13 protein-coding genes and 1 pseudogene are annotated in these 17,533 nt (G+C 64.7%); 6 read left to right on the forward strand and 8 right to left on the reverse strand.

The features are described from left to right. Positions 1-226: 226 nt before the first annotated feature. On the forward strand, positions 227-859 hold the full coding sequence (locus tag ACAX61_RS14550) for a glutathione S-transferase (protein ID WP_370715570.1): 633 nt from the start codon (positions 227-229) through the stop codon (positions 857-859). Between the two features lie 98 nt (positions 860-957). Then, the gene (locus ACAX61_RS14555; protein WP_370715571.1) at positions 958-3,084 is read left to right on the forward strand and encodes an AsmA family protein; all 2,127 of its coding nucleotides are present in this window, start codon (positions 958-960) and stop codon (positions 3,082-3,084) included. 328 nt (positions 3,085-3,412) lie between these two features. Here ACAX61_RS14555 and cobA read toward each other — a convergent pair whose 3' ends face one another. From cobA to ACAX61_RS14595, 8 genes and pseudogenes are all read right to left on the reverse strand, one after another. Continuing rightward, positions 3,413-4,201 (reverse strand): uroporphyrinogen-III C-methyltransferase, encoded by a 789-nt coding sequence (gene cobA, locus ACAX61_RS14560; protein WP_370715573.1) that lies wholly within the window; start codon positions 4,199-4,201, stop codon positions 3,413-3,415. Then, positions 4,191-6,770, reverse strand: coding sequence for a molybdopterin-dependent oxidoreductase (locus ACAX61_RS14565; protein WP_370715574.1), 2,580 nt, complete (start codon positions 6,768-6,770; stop codon positions 4,191-4,193). Before ACAX61_RS14565 ends, cobA begins: the two co-directional genes overlap by 11 nt. Next, positions 6,767-7,105, reverse strand: coding sequence for a nitrite reductase small subunit NirD (gene nirD, locus ACAX61_RS14570; RefSeq protein ID WP_370715575.1), 339 nt, complete (start codon positions 7,103-7,105; stop codon positions 6,767-6,769). Before nirD ends, ACAX61_RS14565 begins: the two co-directional genes overlap by 4 nt. Next, positions 7,102-9,582: a nitrite reductase large subunit NirB gene (gene nirB / locus ACAX61_RS14575; protein ID WP_370715600.1), complete on the reverse strand. Its 2,481-nt coding sequence runs from the start codon at positions 9,580-9,582 to the stop codon at positions 7,102-7,104. The genes nirD and nirB overlap by 4 nt, the downstream gene beginning before the upstream one ends. Then, positions 9,582-10,432: pseudogene (locus ACAX61_RS14580) on the reverse strand (hypothetical protein). Before ACAX61_RS14580 ends, nirB begins: the two are co-directional and overlap by 1 nt. Continuing rightward, positions 10,432-11,667 carry a nitrate/nitrite transporter gene (locus ACAX61_RS14585; RefSeq protein WP_370715576.1) on the reverse strand — a complete coding sequence of 412 codons (1,236 nt, stop codon included), beginning with the start codon at positions 11,665-11,667 and terminating at the stop codon, positions 10,432-10,434. Before ACAX61_RS14585 ends, ACAX61_RS14580 begins: the two are co-directional and overlap by 1 nt. Before the next feature lie 256 nt (positions 11,668-11,923). Next, complete coding sequence (locus tag ACAX61_RS14590) at positions 11,924-13,120, reverse strand: ABC transporter substrate-binding protein (RefSeq protein WP_370715578.1); 1,197 nt, start codon at positions 13,118-13,120, stop codon at positions 11,924-11,926. Further along, positions 13,117-13,698, reverse strand: coding sequence for an ANTAR domain-containing response regulator (locus ACAX61_RS14595; protein ID WP_370715601.1), 582 nt, complete (start codon positions 13,696-13,698; stop codon positions 13,117-13,119). Before ACAX61_RS14595 ends, ACAX61_RS14590 begins: the two co-directional genes overlap by 4 nt. A gap of 731 nt (positions 13,699-14,429) precedes the next feature. On the opposite strand from ACAX61_RS14595, the gene ACAX61_RS14600 reads away from it, so the two are divergent. The 4 genes from ACAX61_RS14600 (at position 14,430) to ACAX61_RS14615 (ending at position 17,499) form a co-directional block, all read left to right on the forward strand. Beyond that, complete coding sequence (locus ACAX61_RS14600) at positions 14,430-14,681, forward strand: helix-turn-helix domain-containing protein (protein ID WP_370715579.1); 252 nt, start codon at positions 14,430-14,432, stop codon at positions 14,679-14,681. Further along, entirely contained in the window at positions 14,681-16,009 is a 1,329-nt protein-coding gene (locus ACAX61_RS14605) for a type II toxin-antitoxin system HipA family toxin (protein ID WP_370715580.1), read from the forward strand. The genes ACAX61_RS14600 and ACAX61_RS14605 overlap by 1 nt, the downstream gene beginning before the upstream one ends. Before the next feature lie 25 nt (positions 16,010-16,034). After that, entirely contained in the window at positions 16,035-16,184 is a 150-nt protein-coding gene (locus ACAX61_RS14610) for a hypothetical protein (RefSeq protein ID WP_370715581.1), read from the forward strand. Between the two features lie 616 nt (positions 16,185-16,800). After that, positions 16,801-17,499 (forward strand): hypothetical protein, encoded by a 699-nt coding sequence (locus ACAX61_RS14615; RefSeq protein ID WP_370715582.1) that lies wholly within the window; start codon positions 16,801-16,803, stop codon positions 17,497-17,499. The last annotated feature ends 34 nt before the right edge of the window (positions 17,500-17,533 follow it).

Here is a 17,533-nt window from a genome sequence, read left to right on the forward strand (position 1 = left end):
CTGCTCTACCCCCAAAAATCCGCGCTCGAACAGCGGAAATCTAAGGCGCGCCGTCTCGCAGATCTGCACGGGCCCCTTATCACCATCTAGAGCTCCATCGAGCAGCGGGCGGCCCCTCAACGTCGATAGCTCCAGGCGAACAGGGGGAGGTTGAGAAACGCTGGGGCGGACATAGGCGCGGTTGGCAGGACTATCTTCCGGCTCTTCTGAGCAGCATATGTCCGTAATGGCTGATCACGTGCTCTACAGTTTCCGTCGGTGTCCGTATGCCATGCGAGCGCGATTAGCCTTGCGCGCGAGTGGTACGCGCTACGAGCTTCGCGAGGTTCGGCTTTCCAACAAGCCCGCGGAACTGTTGTTGGACTCCCCCAAGGGGACCGTTCCCGTACTTCGGACAGCCGACGGAAGGGTGATCGAGGAAAGCCTCGCGATCATGCGCTGGGCTCTGGATGCGCGGGATCCCGAAGGCTGGCTCTTGCGCGACGACCCGGCGCTGATCGCGATGAACGACGGCATGTTCAAGCACCACCTCGATCGATACAAATATCCAAATCGTTATGGTTTGGAAGTCGACAGGCATCGCGAAATTGGACTCCACTTTTTGCAAGGCCTTGATGCTCGGATAGCGGTTTCCGGCCAATTGTGCGGGCGGCTACGGGGGTTGGCAGACGCCGCCATCATGCCGTTCGTCAGGCAGTTTGCTGGCGTCGATCCCGACTGGTTTGAAGGTCAGCCGCTCCCCTACCTGAAGGCATGGCTTGCGAGCCACATCGCTTCGGATTTGTTCGACAATATCATGGGCCGGGCAGCAACTTGGTCTCATGGCGACCATCCCATCATCGTGGAAGCTACGAAATAACCAGCTCGGTCAGTGGAATTTATGACGGCTAGGTTTGGCCATGTTGCCGCAAGGTGACACGCGCTATTGGTTCTGGCCAATGATGGGTACGCAACGTGATGACGCATGACGGAGCGGGGCCAGAGGTAGCCACAGTAAGGCTAGAGGCCGCAAAGAACCCGGCCCAATCAGAAAGCCGGCGTCGCAGGATATGGCGGATCGTGCGCAACATCTTGATCGGCGTAATCGCCGCCGTTGCCGCGATCTGGCTGGTGCTTTTCATCACCAAGGGACGGTTCCTGAAGGGCCCGTTCGAACGCACCGTTACCCGCCTGATCGACCGCCCGGTCAGGGTTGGCGGCGACTTTCAGCTTTATTTCGCGCCATTCGACATCAAGTTTCTGGCCGAGGGGCTGACCGTCGCCAATCCGGACTGGACCACCCGACGTCACCTGTTCACCGCGCGGCGCATCGCCACCCGGATCGCGCCGCTGTCTTTGCTGTTCGGGCGACGGCGGCTGCGCTGGCTGGACCTCAGCGATGCATCGCTCGACCTTGAATGGAATGACGCGCGAACCGCAAACAGCTGGACCTTCGCCAGCGACGGGAAGGGTAAGCCGTTCGAGTTGCCAATTATCGACCGTGCCGTACTTGTCTCGACCGCACTCCGTTACCGCGATCCGCAGCTCGACCTGATCGCGGATCTTGATTTCTCCTCGATCCGCTCGCGCGATGCACGGATCGGCGAGGCGGTCCGCTTCACGGGGGTTGGACGGATCCGTCGGACGCCGTTCACGCTACGCGGCGCGCTGCTCACCCCCAACGCAACCGCCGCACGTGGCCGCAACCGGCTTCTGCTCAACGCCGTCGCCGCTCAGAACCGCATCACCATGTCCGGCACGCTGCCCAGCCTAGCCGACATCGAGGGGGTTCCCTTGGCGGTGACGGCGCGCGGGCGCAACGCTGCCGAACTACTAGGCATCCTCGGCGTCGTTATCCCGCGCACACGCGCCTATCGCCTGAAATCGACCTTGGTGAAGCGCGGCTCCGAATATCGTTTCGGCGACCTGACGGGGCGGTTTGGGGACAGCGACATCACCGGTGCTTTTACCGTTCAAAACGGCGGCCCGCGCGTCCACATCGACGCCAATCTGACGACGCGGTTGCTCGACATTGTCGATGTCGCGCCCTTCATTGGATACAATCCCGATTTGGTGGCGAGCCGCGGTTTTGCAGCCGCGGCTAGGGCGGCGGGCGCGCCACCCGCGCGCCTGCTGCCCGATGCCTCGCTCCGCGCCGAAGGGCTGCGTGCGTTCGACGCCGACGTCCGCTATCGGGTATCGCGCCTGCGATCGGACAGCGTTCCTGTGACCGATGTTTCAGTGACCGTCGCGCTCGACAACGGGTTGCTCCACCTTTCGCCGTTCAGCTTCACAATGGCGCGCGGCACCGTGGCGTCGGACGTCCGTATCGACTGGCGCAGGCGACCCGCGCGCATCGCCTATGATTTTCGGATGGGTGCCACGCCGATGGCGCGGCTGCTCGCTGGCTTCGGCGTTGAAGAAGCAGGGACCAGCGGCACGGTTCGAGGTCGCGTGCAACTGGAAGGCGATGGCGACACGCTGCACGATTCCCTGGCCACGTCGCGCGGCCGTATCGCGTTCGTCATCCCTCAGGGACAGCTCACGACCCGCAACGTCCAGCTTTCCGAACTCGATCTTGGAACATTTGTCCAGAAGATGTTTGAGTCGCGGCTGAAGGAGCCGGTCAGGATCAATTGCGGTCTGATCGCCTTTACGGTGAAAGGAGGAGCAGCTGCCGCCGATCCCATCCTGATTGACACGAGCAAGAACGTGGTCGTCGGCCGCGGCGGGTTCAGCTTTGCCACCGAACAGATCGACCTTGCCTTTCGTGCCGACGCCAAGAAGTTCAGCCTGTTTTCCGGGCAGTCACCTGTCGGCATCGGCGGCTATTTCGCCAAGCCGTCGCTTGATGTCGTCAGCCCGCAACTGCTCGGCCGCGCAGGGGCGGGCCTCGGATTGGCGGTGTTGGCCATGCCGCCGGCCGCGCTGCTTGCGTTCGTCGATGTCGGCGATGCACGCGCCGCGGCGTGCGGCCCCGTCTTGGCCGGCGCTACCGCCAAGGGGCAGCGCACCCGGGACGGCAAGCCTCGAGACGATCTCGGCACGGGCACCGAGGATAGGTCGAAGGACAAACTGCGCAAGAAGTTCCTCGGCATCTTCTGATGTCTGTGGCGGCACGAGCCCAGCGCGGGAGTGTTGGACAGGTGCCAGCCCATTCACAGGGGCGCGTTGTCGGTCCCAGCGCCCAAATTTGCACAATCCTAAGGCACGGAGCGACGTGCATTGGCGCTATTGTTGGGTAGACGATGAATCAATCGTATGGCCGGTCAGCTAGTCTGCGAGTGATCGTTAGAGCCATGCTTGGATATGCATGACCGGTGAGCTCATTGCAGAAGCGCCGCCATTGCCCAGGCGGCAAAACAGCAGATGCCTGTATAACCGGTAAATACGGGCCATCCGCTGATGGGACAGGAAAACAGCTTTCCTATCTTCACGTTAGCTCGCGGATCTGGCGGCTGGGCGATGCGGTCGGGGCTTTGGCCGCATAGGCTGCGGTGGCTTCGCCGATGATGAGCACAGCCGGATCGTCATCGCTCACCGCCCCGACCAGGAAGGCGAGCGCGAACAACTGGCCGCGGATGATCCGCTCGTCCGGCAGCGCTGCGTTGACGACGACGAGCACCGGCGTTTCGGGAGCGCGGCCTGCGCCGATCAGCTGCTGCGCGACGGTCGCGGCGGCCTCGCGGCCCATATAGATGGCAAGCGTCGCATCGGGTGCCGCAAGCGCTTGCCAGTCGAGGTCGAGGGGGCGACCGGCCTGTGGATGCGCAGTGACAAAGGTCAACCGGCGAGCAACACCGCGCAGCGTCAGGCTCGCCCCGGCCGAAGCGACTGCCGCACTGGCGGCAGTGATGCCGGGACAGATGCGCACTGGCACACCGGCGGCTTGGCATGCGGCAACTTCCTCTGCCGTCCGGCCGAAGATCGCCGGATCGCCGCCTTTCAGGCGGACGACGCGCTGCCCCGCCAGCGCCGCTTCGACGATGAGCGCGTCGATCGTCGCCTGATCCTTGGAATGGCGGCCCGATCGCTTGCCGACACTGATCTGTTTGGTGTGCGGCTCGATCAGATCAAGCACGCCGGGTCCGACCAGCGCGTCGTGGAAGATGACGTCCGCTTCCGAAATCAGGCGCAGCGCCTTGCGCGTGAGCAGATCGGGATCACCCGGTCCCGCGCCAACCAGCCAGACGCTGCCAGCGGGGAAGTTGTCATGCGGCATGCGTAGTCTCCCCAGCAATGAGCCGCGCGAGCGCGGGGCGGCACGAGCCGCAATTGGTGCCCGCGCCGATAGCCGCACCAATTGCCGCGACGTCGACCAGCCCCTGGTCGCGAATCGCGGCGACGACGGTCTTCATGCCAATGTCGAAACAGGCGCAAACAACCGGGCCGCGATCGACCACCGCGCCTGGTGCGCGGCCAGCCAGAAGGGTTGGCGCGGCCTCTGCCTCGCCAAGCTGTGCGATCAGCCAGTCGCGCGCGGGCAGCTCGCCGTGTTCGGTAATAAACAGCGCGGCGACCAGCCGCCCCTTGGCAAGTACCGCGATCCGGCGCGTGCCGCGCGCGCGGTCGATCGCCTCGATCCGCTCACCTAGTGGCAACGATGTTTCCAGTCGCAGCGGGTCACCATCGCCTGCCAGCTCCCACAGGCTGCCTGCCGGGATCGCCACGCGGGTCGCCCACAAACAATCGGGTTGCCGCGCAGGCTCGCCCACCAGAATCAGGAAACCGCGCCACTTGGTCTCGACTGCGCCGATCATGGCGGGCGTCGCCTTGAATCCCGGCTGGCCGGAGATCGGATCGGCAAGCGGACGCGGGAGCAAGCCGGTGCGCCCGCCGGTTGAGGTGCGATCGGTCCAGTGGATCGGCACGAACAGCTCGCCCGGCCGCTGCGTATCAGTGACGCGAGCGCGGTAGAGGCTCTCTCCCTGCGGCGTCGATACGCGGGCGAGGGCGCCGTCGGCGATTCCCAACTGCGCGGCATCATGCGAATGCACCTCCACCAACGGCTCCTCGCGGTGGCGTGCCAGCTTTGGCGCAAGGCCGGTACGCGTCATGCTGTGCCAATGATCGCGATAGCGCCCCGTGTTGAGGGTCATCGGCCAATCGCGGAGCGGCGCAGCGAGCGGCTTTTGCGCGACCGGCACCAGCCGCGCGCGTCCGTCGGCAGTCGGAAAGCGGCCATCGGCAAAGGGCATCCCGCCCCAGCGAAACGGCAACATCGCGTCATAGTCAGCATTGCCGCCCGCGCCGCGCCCCGCCAGCGAGAACAGCCGCTGGCCGTCATTCTGATAGGTTGAGAGCCGCACATGTTCGCGCCAGATTTCGGCAGGCCGGTCATAGGCGAAGGCCGTCTTCCACCCCATGCGCCGCGCGACTTCCTTGACGATCCACCAGTCCGGTCGCGCCTCTCCCGGCAGCGGGAAGATTGCGCGCTGGCGGCTCACGGTGCGGTCCGAGTTGGTGACGGTGCCGTCCTTCTCACCCCATGCGGCGGCCGGCAGTCGGACATGCGCAAAGGCGCCGGTATCGGTGTCGGCCATCACGTCGCTGACAACGACAAAGGGGCACGCCGCCAGCGCCTCGCGCACCTGGGTGGCATCCGGCATGGACACGGCTGGGTTGGTCGCCATCACCCACAGCGCCTTGATCCGCCCTTCGCCGACCGCACGAAACATGTCGACTGCCTTGAGGCCCGGCCTCTCGGCGATCGTCGGTGATGCCCAGAAGCGTTGCACGATCGCGCGGCTCGCTTCGCTAAAATCCATGTGCGCGGCGAGTGTCGAAGCAAGGCCGCCAACCTCCCGGCCGCCCATCGCATTGGGCTGACCGGTGATCGAAAAGGGCTGCGCACCCGGCTTGCCGATGCGGCCCGTCGCCTGATGGACGTTGAGGATCGCATTCACCTGATCCGTACCGGCAAGCGACTGGTTCACGCCCTGGCTGAAGAGCGTCACTGTGCGCGGAGTGGCGGCGAACATTTCGTAGAAGCGGCGAAGGTCGGCTGCGGGAACGTCGCAGGTCTGCGCGGTGGACCACAGATCGGCCCCTTCAAGGTTCCAGAACCCCTCGGGCACCGCGACATGATCGCGAAGAAACGCCTGATCGAGCGCGCCCGCGTCGCGGCACCAGGCGAGCAGCCCGTTCATCAGCGCGACGTCGCTGCCGGGTCGGATCGGAAGGTGAAGGTCGGCCTGCTCGGCGGTTTCGGTGCGGCGCGGATCGATGACGACGAGCTTGGCACCGCCTTCGCACCTGGCGCGGATGCGCTGATAGACAATCGGATGGCACCAGGCGGTGTTCGAGCCCACCAGGACGATGAGGTCGGCGGCGTCGATGTCATCATAGGATGCGGGCACGACATCCTCGCCGAATGCGCGGATGTGGCCGGCCACCGCGCTCGACATGCAGAGGCGCGAATTGGTGTCGATGTTCGCCGTGCCGATGAAACCCTTCATCAGCTTGTTGGCAACGTAATAGTCCTCGGTCAGCAACTGACCCGAAACGTAAAAGGCGACGCTGCCTGGCCCATGCCGCGCGATCGTCTCGCGAAAGCGCCGGGCAACGAGATCGAGCGCCTTGTCCCACGAAGCGCGGCGATTGCCGATCATGGGCGCGAGCAGCCGGCCTTCCAGGCCGACCGTTTCGCCCAGATGCGTTCCCTTCGAGCACAGACGCCCATGGTTGGCGGGATGCTCGGGGTCGCCCTTGATCTCTACTGAACGCTCGCCGGTGCGTGTTGCGACGATCCCGCACCCGACGCCGCAGTAGGCGCAGGTCGTGCGGATCATGCCGCCGCTTTCAGTGCGCCCGCGCGGCAGATCAGCACCCGCCCGCCGCTGAGCTTGACCGGCACTGTCGGCGTGCACCCCTTGTCCTGGCCCAGCGCCTCGCCAGTGGATAGCGAGATGCGCCAGTTGTGCAGCGGGCAGGCGACGGCACCGCCGTGGACGATCCCTTGCGAAAGCCGCCCGTGCTTGTGCGGACAGCGGTCGAGCAGCGCGAACACATGACCCTCGCCTGTTCGGAAGACGGCAATGTCGTCACCGCCCACGATCTGCACCGTCCGGCTGCCGCGCAACGGGATCTCCTCGACCCAGCCGATATCGAGCCACTCGCCGTTCATGCCATCTCTCCCATCGGCTGGAACCGCGCCATTGGCGCATGCTGCTCTCGCTCGGCCCCGGCGGCGCGCGCCGCCCAGGGATCGTCCTGCATGAATTGCTGCGAGAACCAGAAGCGTCGTGTCAGTTCGCCGCGTGCCGCAGCGTCGGGCAACAGGCGCGACTTGACATATTCGAGGCCAACCCGCTCGATCCACGGCGCGGTGCGCTCAAGATAGCGCGCTTCCTCTCGGTATAGCTGGATAAAGGCGGCGCACATCTCCATCGCCTCGGCCTCTGTCGCAACCTTGCACAGGAGGTCGGTGGCGCGCACTTTGATCCCGCCATTGCCGCCGACATGGAGTTCATAACCCGAATCGACGCAGACGACGCCAAAGTCCTTTATCGTCGCCTCGGCACAGTTGCGTGGACAGCCGGAGACCGCGATTTTGAACTTGTGCGGCATCCACGAGCCCCAGGTGGCGCGCTCGATCTTGACGCCCAACCCCGTCGAATCCTGCGTGCCGAAGCGGCACCATTCGCTCCCCACACAAGTCTTCACCGTGCGCAGCGACTTGCCATAGGCATGGCCCGACACCATTCCCGCGGCGTTGAGGTCGGCCCAGACGGCCGGCAGATCCTCTTTGCGAATGCCGAAGATATCGAGCCGCTGGCCGCCGGTGACCTTGACCATCGGCGCATTATACTTCTCGACCACGTCGGCGATCGCGCGCAGTTCGCGCGGGTTTGTGAGGCCGCCCCACATGCGCGGCACGACCGAGTAGGTGCCGTCCTTCTGGATGTTGGCGTGCATCCGCTCGTTGACGAAACGGCTCTGCTGATCGTCGACATACTCGCCCGGCAGCGAGCAGAGCAGGTAATAGTTGAGCGCCGGGCGGCACGACGAACAGCCGTCCGGCGTCGACCAGTGCAGCTTCTGCATCACCTCCGGGATTGAGCGCATCGCCTGTGCGACGATCTCCCGCCGGACATCGTCATGGCCGAAGCTGGTGCATTTGCACATCGTCTTCGGCCCAGCCTCCACCTCGCTGCCGAGACGCAGGGTCAGCAGGGTTTCGACGATGTCGGTGCACGAGCCACAGCTGGCCGAGGCTTTGCACCCGGCGCGTACCGCATCGAGGCTCGCCGCACCGCCGTCGATGCAGGCGAGCACGCGACCCTTGGAGACGCCGTTGCAGCCGCAGATTTCCGCATCGTCGGAAAGCGCCGCAACGGCAGCCTTAGGGTCCGCTTGCCCCCCTCCCGAGGCAAAGGCCTGACCGAAGATCAGCGCGTCGCGAATGTCGGCAACGCTCTCGCCGCGCTTCAGAAGGTCGAAGTACCAGTTGCCGTCGGCGGTATCGCCATAGAGCACCGCGCCGACGATACGGTCGTCGCGCACCACGACCCGCTTGTAGATGCCGCGGCTGGCGTCGCGCAGGACGATGTCCTCCGCCCCATCGCCGCCCGAAAAGTCGCCCGCCGAGAAGACGTCGAGCCCCGCGACCTTGAGCTTGGTTGACGTCGGTGCCGGGCGGTAGCCGCTGTGCCGCTCGACCAATCCGTCGGCCAATGCGCGGCACATGTCCCACAGCGGCGCGACAAGGCCATAGACCTGACCCTGATGCTCGACGCATTCGCCGACCGCCAGGATCGCGGGGTCACTCGTCACCATATGGTCGTCGACCTTGATCCCGCGCCCGACTTCCAGCCCGGCCGCCCGCGCGAGCGCAACCGAGGGGCGTATGCCGACCGCCATGACCACGAGATCGGCGGCGATCTCGGTCCCGTCCTTCAGGCGCACTGCCTCGACCCGGCCGTCGCCCAAAATCGCGGTGGTGTCCGCGCCCGTCAGGATTGTTTGCCCGCGCGCCTCCAGCGCGATCTTGAGCAGCCAGCTGGCCGCCTCGTCCAGCTGGCGCTCCATCAGCGTCGGCATCAGGTGCAGCACCGTCACCTTCATGCCGCGCAGCGACAGACCGTGCGCCGCTTCGAGCCCCAGAAGGCCGCCGCCGATCACGACGGCGTTGCCACCCCGGTCGGCCGCCGCCAGCATCGCCTCGACATCGTTCATGTCGCGGAAGCTGACGACGCCAGGCAGGTCGTGGCCAGGGACGGGAATGATGAAGGGATCGCTGCCGGTCGCGATCAGCAGCCGGTTATATTCGAGGGTCAGGCCGCTCCGGCTCGTTACCGTCCTGGCGGCACGGTCTATGGCGGTAACGGGATCGCCGCTCAGCAGCGTGACGCCATGCCCGGCATACCAGTCATGGCCGTTGATGACGATCTCTTCGAACGTCTTCTCGCCCGCAAGCACCGGCGAAAGCATGATGCGGTTATAGTTGACCCGCGGTTCGGCACCAAAGATCGTGATGCGATAGCGATCGGGGTCGCGCGCCAGCAACTCTTCGATCGCGCGGCAGCCGGCCATGCCGTTGCCGATGACGATCAGATGTTCGCGGAGGTCCCCCTCGGGCGCTTTCAAAGGCTCATGTTTCATCAGATCGTCCAGTCGAGTTGCAGCCACAGCTTGCGCGTGTCGGTGGAAAAGGTGTCGGCGCGATAGTCGGCGTAGCGGATGCCCGCGGTGGTCCGGCCGATGCGCGCCTGTGCGAGAAGGTCGATCTCGTCGCCGTAGCGGCGCACGAGCCGGTCGCTATCGAACCGAGTCGCGCGCCCGCCAGCCTTACGCCCAGCGTTCGGCTCGAAAGCCGGAAGCCCTGCACCGCCGCCTCGTCCGCGTCGATCCAATAGCCGAAACCCGTCAGCGTGCCGACCGGTGAGGTCCAGGCGAGATTGGCAAGCACGGTATCGCCGGAAATTGCCCGTTGCCGCGCATCGGTGCCGTCGATTCCCCACAGCGTGCGCACCGACCAGACATAGCTGACATCGGCCTTCACGCCCTTCATCGGTGAGAATTCACCGCGAACTGCATCAAAGGTCTGCGCGTTCTGGCGGAAGGGAATGTTCCCAACGAAGCGCTCGTCGTCCAGCGCGATGCGCTGCCGCCCAAGCGTCACTGCCTGTCCCGCGTCCGCATAGCGGAGCTGCGCGCGATACAGCGCGACGTTCTGCGGATCGGCGACGAGCGGTCGGGTCTGGCGCCCGTGCAGCCCGTCATAATAGTGGTCGATGATCGCGAGGTTTCCCTGCGCCTCGGCCAGCACCGACCAACCTGCGCTGCTCGCCTCGATTCCGGTGCGGACGCGCATCGTCATCGCGTCGGCGTCCAGCGGCAGGCCGTCCTGCTCGGCATGCTCGTAGCGCAGGCGCGCCTCGGCGAGTGGCTTGATCGTCTGCGCGGCCGCCGGGGTCGCCACGACGAAGGTCAGGAGCGCAAGGGCGCGCATCAGATCCGCACCCCCTCGGCCGCGCCCCAGCTGCGCCGCCAGCTGCCCTTGACCAGCGAAAGCCCGGCAAGTGCGACGAGCGCAAGAGCGGCAAAGATAAGGAAGCCCGGCGCGAAGCTGCCCGTCCACTGTTTGGCAAGGCCGAGCGATGAGGCGAGATAGAAGCCGCCAACCCCGCCAGCCATGCCGACCAAGCCGGTCATCACGCCGATTTCTGCGGCAAAGCGCTGCGGCACGAGCTGGAATACCGACCCGTTGCCGACGCCCAGCGCCAGCATGGCGATGACGAACAGCGTCAACGCCGCGGCAAAGCTGCCCGCGCTCGCCACGCCCGCCAGCGCCGCCGCGGCAAGCAGGAACACGGCAGTCAGCGCCTTTACGCCGCCGACCCGGTCGGCCAGCGCGCCACCGATCGGCCGGACCAGAGACCCCGCGAATACGCAAGCCGCGGTCGCATAGCCTGCCTGGATCGTCGTCAGGCCAAAGCGATCGGTAAAGTAGATCGGCAGGCTCGCCGCCAGGCCCACGAACCCGCCAAAGGTGACCGAATAGAAGCCCATCAGCCACCACGCGTCCGCCTGCTTCAGCGGCGCCAGATATTCAGCCAGGCGCTTGGGCGCAGGCGCGCCGGGCGCATCCTTGGCCATTGCGAGATAGAGTGCGAAAACGATCGTCAGCGGAATGCAGGCAAGGCCCAGAACCGCGTTCCAGCCGAACAGCTTGGCAAGCGCGGGCGCGAACAGAGCCGCGAGCACGGTGCCAGAATTGCCCATACCTGCCAGACCCATGGCCTTGCCCTGATGCTCGGGCGGGTACCAGCGGCTGGCCAGCGGTAGCGCAATCGCGAACGACGCGCCTGCGAAACCCAGCACCACGCCCAGCGCCAGCGTGCCGGCAAAGCTGCTGACGCCCATCACCCAGGCGGTGAACAGCCCCGCAATGACAATCACCTGGCTGATCGCGCCCGACCGCTTGGGACCGATCCGGTCGACCAGCAGCCCATTGACGACGCGCAACACCGCGCCCGCCAGCGTCGGCACTGCGACCATCAACCCTTTCTGCGCCGGCGTCAGCGCCAGCGACTTGGCGATCTCGGGCGCAAGCGGCCCCAGCAGCACCCACACCATGAAGGCGAGGTCGAAATACAAAAATGCTGCAACCAGCGTGGGCTTGTGTCCGCTTTGCCAGAAGCCGTTCTTTTCAGTCCTTGTCTCTTCCCAGAATGCCGTTGCCATTGCCCGTCCCCTCGGCCGTGCCGGAAATGAAAAAAGCCGCCAGGACGGCGGCCCTTATCGGGCGCGTCCTGGCGGCTTCGTTGCCTCTTCGAATGCCGGTAGTGCCGGCATTTCGATCAGTGGTGCCCCCCCGGCGCTGGAGAGGCGTGTCACTGCTATCTTGTGCCCGGCGTCATTGCCCGGCGACGTTCAAGCTGCCTGATTCGCGCGCACCGCACAAGAGGTTTTCGCACTTGCGGCATCTTCACCCGCGCGATCAGGGCAGCGTGGCAAGATAACCCGGAATGTCATCGGGGTCGAAGGCACGCCCGTCGAAGAAGCGGTCGTTGCCAAGCACCAGCCGACCTTGTGTGGAACCTGCGCCTATCGGCTCGCCCAGCGCCCCCTCCAGCTTCGAGGACGCGCCTGGCAGTACCGCGCCCGAGCCGGCGAGCGCGGCGCGGTAAAGGTCGGGGCGGAACGTCGCCGCTGCGATCGCCGCATCGCCCGCGTCATAGCCGCGCCCGTCCCAGCGCGTCATCTGCGCATACAGCCACGCCGCCTGGCTGCGCCACGGAAAGTTCGCCGCTTCCCGATGCTGGAACATGAAGTCGGGATAATGGACCGGCTCGCCGCCCTGCACGAGCCGGATGCGGTCGGTGATCGCGCGGAGGATCGCGTCGGCGGGTGCATCCAGATAGGCAGGTTGCGCCAGGATCTTCGCGCTCGCCTCCACTGTGTCTGGCCGCACGAAATGGGCGGCCGCGGCATGAAGCGCACGGATCAGTCGCTGGGTCGCGTCGGGGCGTTCGGCGGCGATGTCGGCGCGCATCGCCAGCACCTTTTCGACGCCGCGACGCCAGATCTGAGCCGTCGCCAAAGCAATCCGGCCGACCCCTCGATCAACGGCGATCGAGTTCCACGGCTCACCCACGCAGATGCCGTCGACCTCGCCGCTCGCAAGTGCATCAGCGGCAAAGGGCGGGCTGGTGACGACGATCTCGACATCGGTGTCGGGCCGGATACCCACCGCCGCGAGCCAATAGCGCAGCATGTAGTTGTGGCTCGAATAGCGATGCACGACGCCAAAGCGGAGCCGGCGCGAGCGCGCCACTTCCCGCAATGCGGCACCGACCGCGTGCGGATCGCCCAGCGCCTCTCCCAGTCCGCACGCCTCGCCCAGCGCGGTCGAAAAGGTGATCGCGTTGCCGTTCAGCCCCAGAACGAACGGCACCGCCATTGCCGTTGGCGGCCGATCGCGTCCCAGCGCGGTGGCGATCGCCAGCGGCGCGACCAGGTGCGCGGCGTCGGTATGGCCATAAAGCAGCCGGTCGCGCACGGTCGCCCATGTGACGTCGCGCACTAGGTCCAGCGTCAGGCCCTCTGCTTCGGCGAAGCCCAGTTCGTGTGCCAGGATCGGCAGTGCGGCATCGACCAGCGGCAGGAAGCCGATGCGGAGGCGCTCGAGGCTCATGGCAGGTCTCCCATCAGCGCATCGCTTGTGACGATCGCCTCGGCCACTTCGGCGATGCGTCGGTTGGACTGCATCGCATGGCCACGTAGCAGCGAATAGGCGGCAGGCTCGTCAATGCCGCGGCGGCGCATCAGGATTGCCTTGGCCCGGTCGATCGTCTGACGGTCGGCCAGCGCAGTCTTGGCCTCGGCCAGTTCGGCCTGCAGACGAGAGAACGCCTGGAACCGCCGGATCGCGACGTCGAGCACGGGCTTGATGCGCTGCCGGGCCAGCCCGTCGACGACATAGGCGGACACGCCCGCATCCACTGCGGCAAGCGCGCTTTCGGCGTCCGACTGGTCAACGAACATCGCGATCGGCCGGCCGAGCGCCCGCGACATGACAAAGAAATCCTCGAGCTGGTCGCGGCTCGGGTTTTCAAGGTTGATGAGCACGACTTCAGGCGCACACGCCTCGATCTGCCGCGCCAGCGGCCCGGCAGGGTCGATCACCACTTGGTCGTCTAGCCCGGCGTCGCGCAGCCCCTCGGCGATGATCGCCGCACGCGTCGTGCTGGTATCGATGATGGCGATTCTCACGGCAAGCTGATTACCGCCCGTGTCGCGGCGCATCCAGTCCCCGCGTCAGCATCGAAGGCTCCGGCGCGACGCAGGCACGGGAAGCACAGAATTGGGCATACTTAATAGGCAATATTTAAGCTGGTCGCGGAGGCGCTGCCTTCAAGCTGCTGATGGCAATTGCTCCCGTTCGACGATCACCACCTGCGGCGGGAACGGAGTACGCTTGGGATGGTGCCCCACAGAGGACAAAGATGGGCACTCAGATCATTGGAGAATATCGGTTCGGCGCGGTCGATAATGGCCGACAGTGGGCGAGAAAGATTTGCGTCGAGAGCGGCTAAGCGCTTTATCTGGTCCTCCTCGTCCCAAGGCGCGCGTCGACATAGTCCTTGCACGTATCGAAGATTGTAACGATGCGACCGGATACCGGGGCCGTAGCGCTGCTCGGATGCGCCCATCATCGCGGCGAAAACGCAGACACCATGCATTGTCGATCAAGCCCGCATTGTGGATAGCGGCCTCGATCCGATTGGAGATTGTTGGGTGGCCGCTATCTGGCGCCAGCATACGGTCCTCGCGGATCCACAGAGGCAATGTGTTTGGGATGCGAAAAACAGCATATTTTCGTTTTATGCGCTTAACAGCATAAAATTATTTTATGCGCTTTTCAGCATAGAATGGTTTTATGTGAAAAAGCGCATATTGCTTTCTTATGCGATTTATGGCATATGCCTCCGTGGAGGCACCGAATGTTCCAGATCATCAGATCCCCGCTGCAACTGGGAACAGCCATCAGCAACGCCCGCAAGGAGCGTGGATGGACGCAGCGCGATCTCTCCGCCCTCTCTGGCCTGCGTCAGGAACTCATCTCGAGGATCGAGACGGGCCACGAGGGCACGAAGCTCTCGTCGATCCAATCGCTGTTTGCGGTGCTCGACCTCGATCTAATCGTCGAGGAACGAAACGCCCGTAACACGCAAGGCATCGAGGACATCTTCTGATGCCACGCAGGAGAGCTCACGCCCCGCTCGACGTTTTCATCAACAACCGGCTTGTCGGCCATTTGGCCAAGGAGAACGACGGTGCTGTCCGGTTCGGCTACGCCAGCCGTTGGCTCGAATGGCAGAATGCCTTTGCTGTCTCGCTGTCTCTGCCGCTGCGGTCCACGCAATATGCCGGCGCACCCGTCGCCGCTGTCTTCGATAACCTGCTCCCCGACAATCCCGATATCCGCAGACGGGTTGCCGAGCGGACCGGTGCAGAGGGAACTGACGCATACAGCCTTCTGGAGGAGATCGGTCGGGACTGCGTGGGCGCCATGCAATTTCTCCATGAAGGCGAACAGCCAAGCGCGCTGAGCGACGTTCAGGGAGAGCGGATTTCGATCGAAGAAATTGAAAAAATCCTGGCCAATCTCGCACGGGCGCCTCTTGGCATGGATGTCGAACAGGAGTTTCGCATCTCGGTTGCCGGAGCGCAGGAGAAGACGGCACTGCTCCACCATCGAGGCAGGTGGCTGCGACCCAGAGGCACCACCCCAACCACCCACATTCTGAAACCACAGCTCGGGCTGATACCGACCGCGGTTGGGCCAATCGACATGGATGCGAGCGTCGACAACGAGCACTACTGCCTGACGCTCCTCGAGGAGTTCGGACTCAAGGTCGCACAGACCCGCATCGACACGTTTGGGAAGCGCCGCGTCCTCGTGGTTGAGCGTTTCGATCGCCTTTGGCGGGGCGGCGCAGAGCTGCTGCGCCTGCCTCAGGAAGACTGTTGTCAGGCCCTAGGCGTTCCGCCTGCCCGCAAGTACCAGAGCGACGGCGGTCCCAGCGCAGCGGGCATCCTGAAGCTGCTGCAGCAGGCTGACGAACCAGTCGACGATCAGGCGGCATTCTTCAGGGCCATCATTCTGTTCTGGCTCATCGGCGCGACCGACGGACACGGAAAGAACTTCAGCATCTTTCTCCGCCCGGGCGGCCGATATGCGCTGACGCCATTCTATGATGTGCTTACCGCACAGCCCGCCTTCGACAGGAGACAGATCCCCCACAGGAGCTTCAGACTGGCGATGTCGGCCGGAAAGAGCCGGAAATACAAAATACTCGACATATCCGGGCGCCATTTTGTCGAGACCGGCCTCGAAGGAGGGATGGGTCGCGCCATGATTTTCGCGGCAATTCGCGACGTGCTCGACAATGCGGTATCAGCTTCCGAGCGGGCACTTGCCAGGATGCCCGAAGATTTCGCGACCGAGATCCATGAGAGCGTGAGGGCAGCCATCGGGGAGCGGCTTGCGCGGCTCGAGGGGGGACTCGCAGAGATCTAAACCTTTCCGCAGGATCGGAGGCGGCATGGCAAGGCTTGATGAACAGGCGCAAGGAATCGCGGGATTGCTGAAGGCTGTGCCCAGCCCGGAACCGCTGCCGGTCGACATGATCTACGAAACGCCAGCCGCGACAGCGGTCCTCGGGAAGGGAGTGGTAGATGCCTGCGCGCGCTAGGCATCACCCATGAAGAAGCGCGGCAATGCTCGCCCAATGCTGGTTCTCAGGGGTGCTCTCAAGCAAAGGATTTCTGCCAAATTTTAGAATGGTGCCCCACAGTGGACAAAGAGGGGCACTCAGATCATTGGAGAATATCGGTTCGGCGCGGTTAATTTTGAGCCGTTTTGCGGATTGTCGGTCAGGAGCCGAATTCGCCACGCTCGCGTCGAACGATCCGGGACGTAATCAAGGCGCTGGAAGCCGGCCGACTCGCGGTGGACCGGGTGTCCCTCCTAGAAAGGACCATGACCCGATGGACCGCACACGTGATCGCTGTTGCCCGCAGCAACTCCATGGCGTTCCTTGACGAACTGGAGAAGTCCGATGGCCGCAATGTCTAGCGCCAGCGCGCTGCGCTTCCGGCAACACCCAAGTCATCTGATGGCCAGCGTTGCCGCTGGAATTGCCGCGGAGATCGCGGCCGACTCCGATGCCGTCCCGGCGTCCGTCCTCGCCAAGGCGAAGGACTGGTCGGCCCCGTCCGCGGCGGGCATCCACATCATGGGGCATGAGACGCGGCACACTGGATGGCGCCATGTTCGACGATGCTGCCGACTGATCGGAAGACACACGCATGACCCAGCCGCTTCGTGCCTACATCTATGCCCGTGTTTCGAACGACGATGAGGACGGCAACAACGCCTCCGGCGTGGCCCAGCGTGCGGGTGCCGCGACTTGCCCCAGCAAGGCGATCCGCGAAGACGCACTCGACAGCATTGTTCTCAACGGACTGCTCGGCCGCGTTCTGCAGCCCGACCGGTTGAAGGTGTTGCTGGCGGATGTCCTCGATCGCTCGGACGATGCCGAGAAGCGCCGCAAGGACGATCTCGACCGCGTCCGCCGCGAGCGGATCGCTGCTGAAGCCCGGTTGCGCCGTCTTCTGGAACTCGTCGAAGAAGGGTTGATGAGCCCCCGCGACCCGATCTTCGCCGACAAGCTCGCCGAGGGCCGCGCCTCGATCACGGCTTTGACCGAAACCGAGCGCAGCCTGCAGACGCAGCTCGGTGCTCGCACGCACGTCATCGACGACGCCGCGGTCGAGCGGTTTGGCGCGATGCTCCGCGCCGAGATCCTGAACGAGAACGCGGAGCTAAGGCGCTCATACGTGCAGATGCTGATCGGCGACGTGTCGGTCAACGACAACGAGATCGTCATCGCCGGCTCCACGGCCGTGCTCGAAGCTGCTGCGATCAGAGGTGATATGACCGGCGCAACCGCGGTTCGCGGTTTTGACCGGAAATGGTGCCGCTTACAGGATGCGTGCCGGGTTTGAGATCGACTGATGCGCGGGGTTGTTCTGAATCCCA

The organism is Sphingomonas sp. IW22 (assembly GCF_041321155.1).
Taxonomy (GTDB): Bacteria; Pseudomonadota; Alphaproteobacteria; order Sphingomonadales; family Sphingomonadaceae; genus Sphingomonas.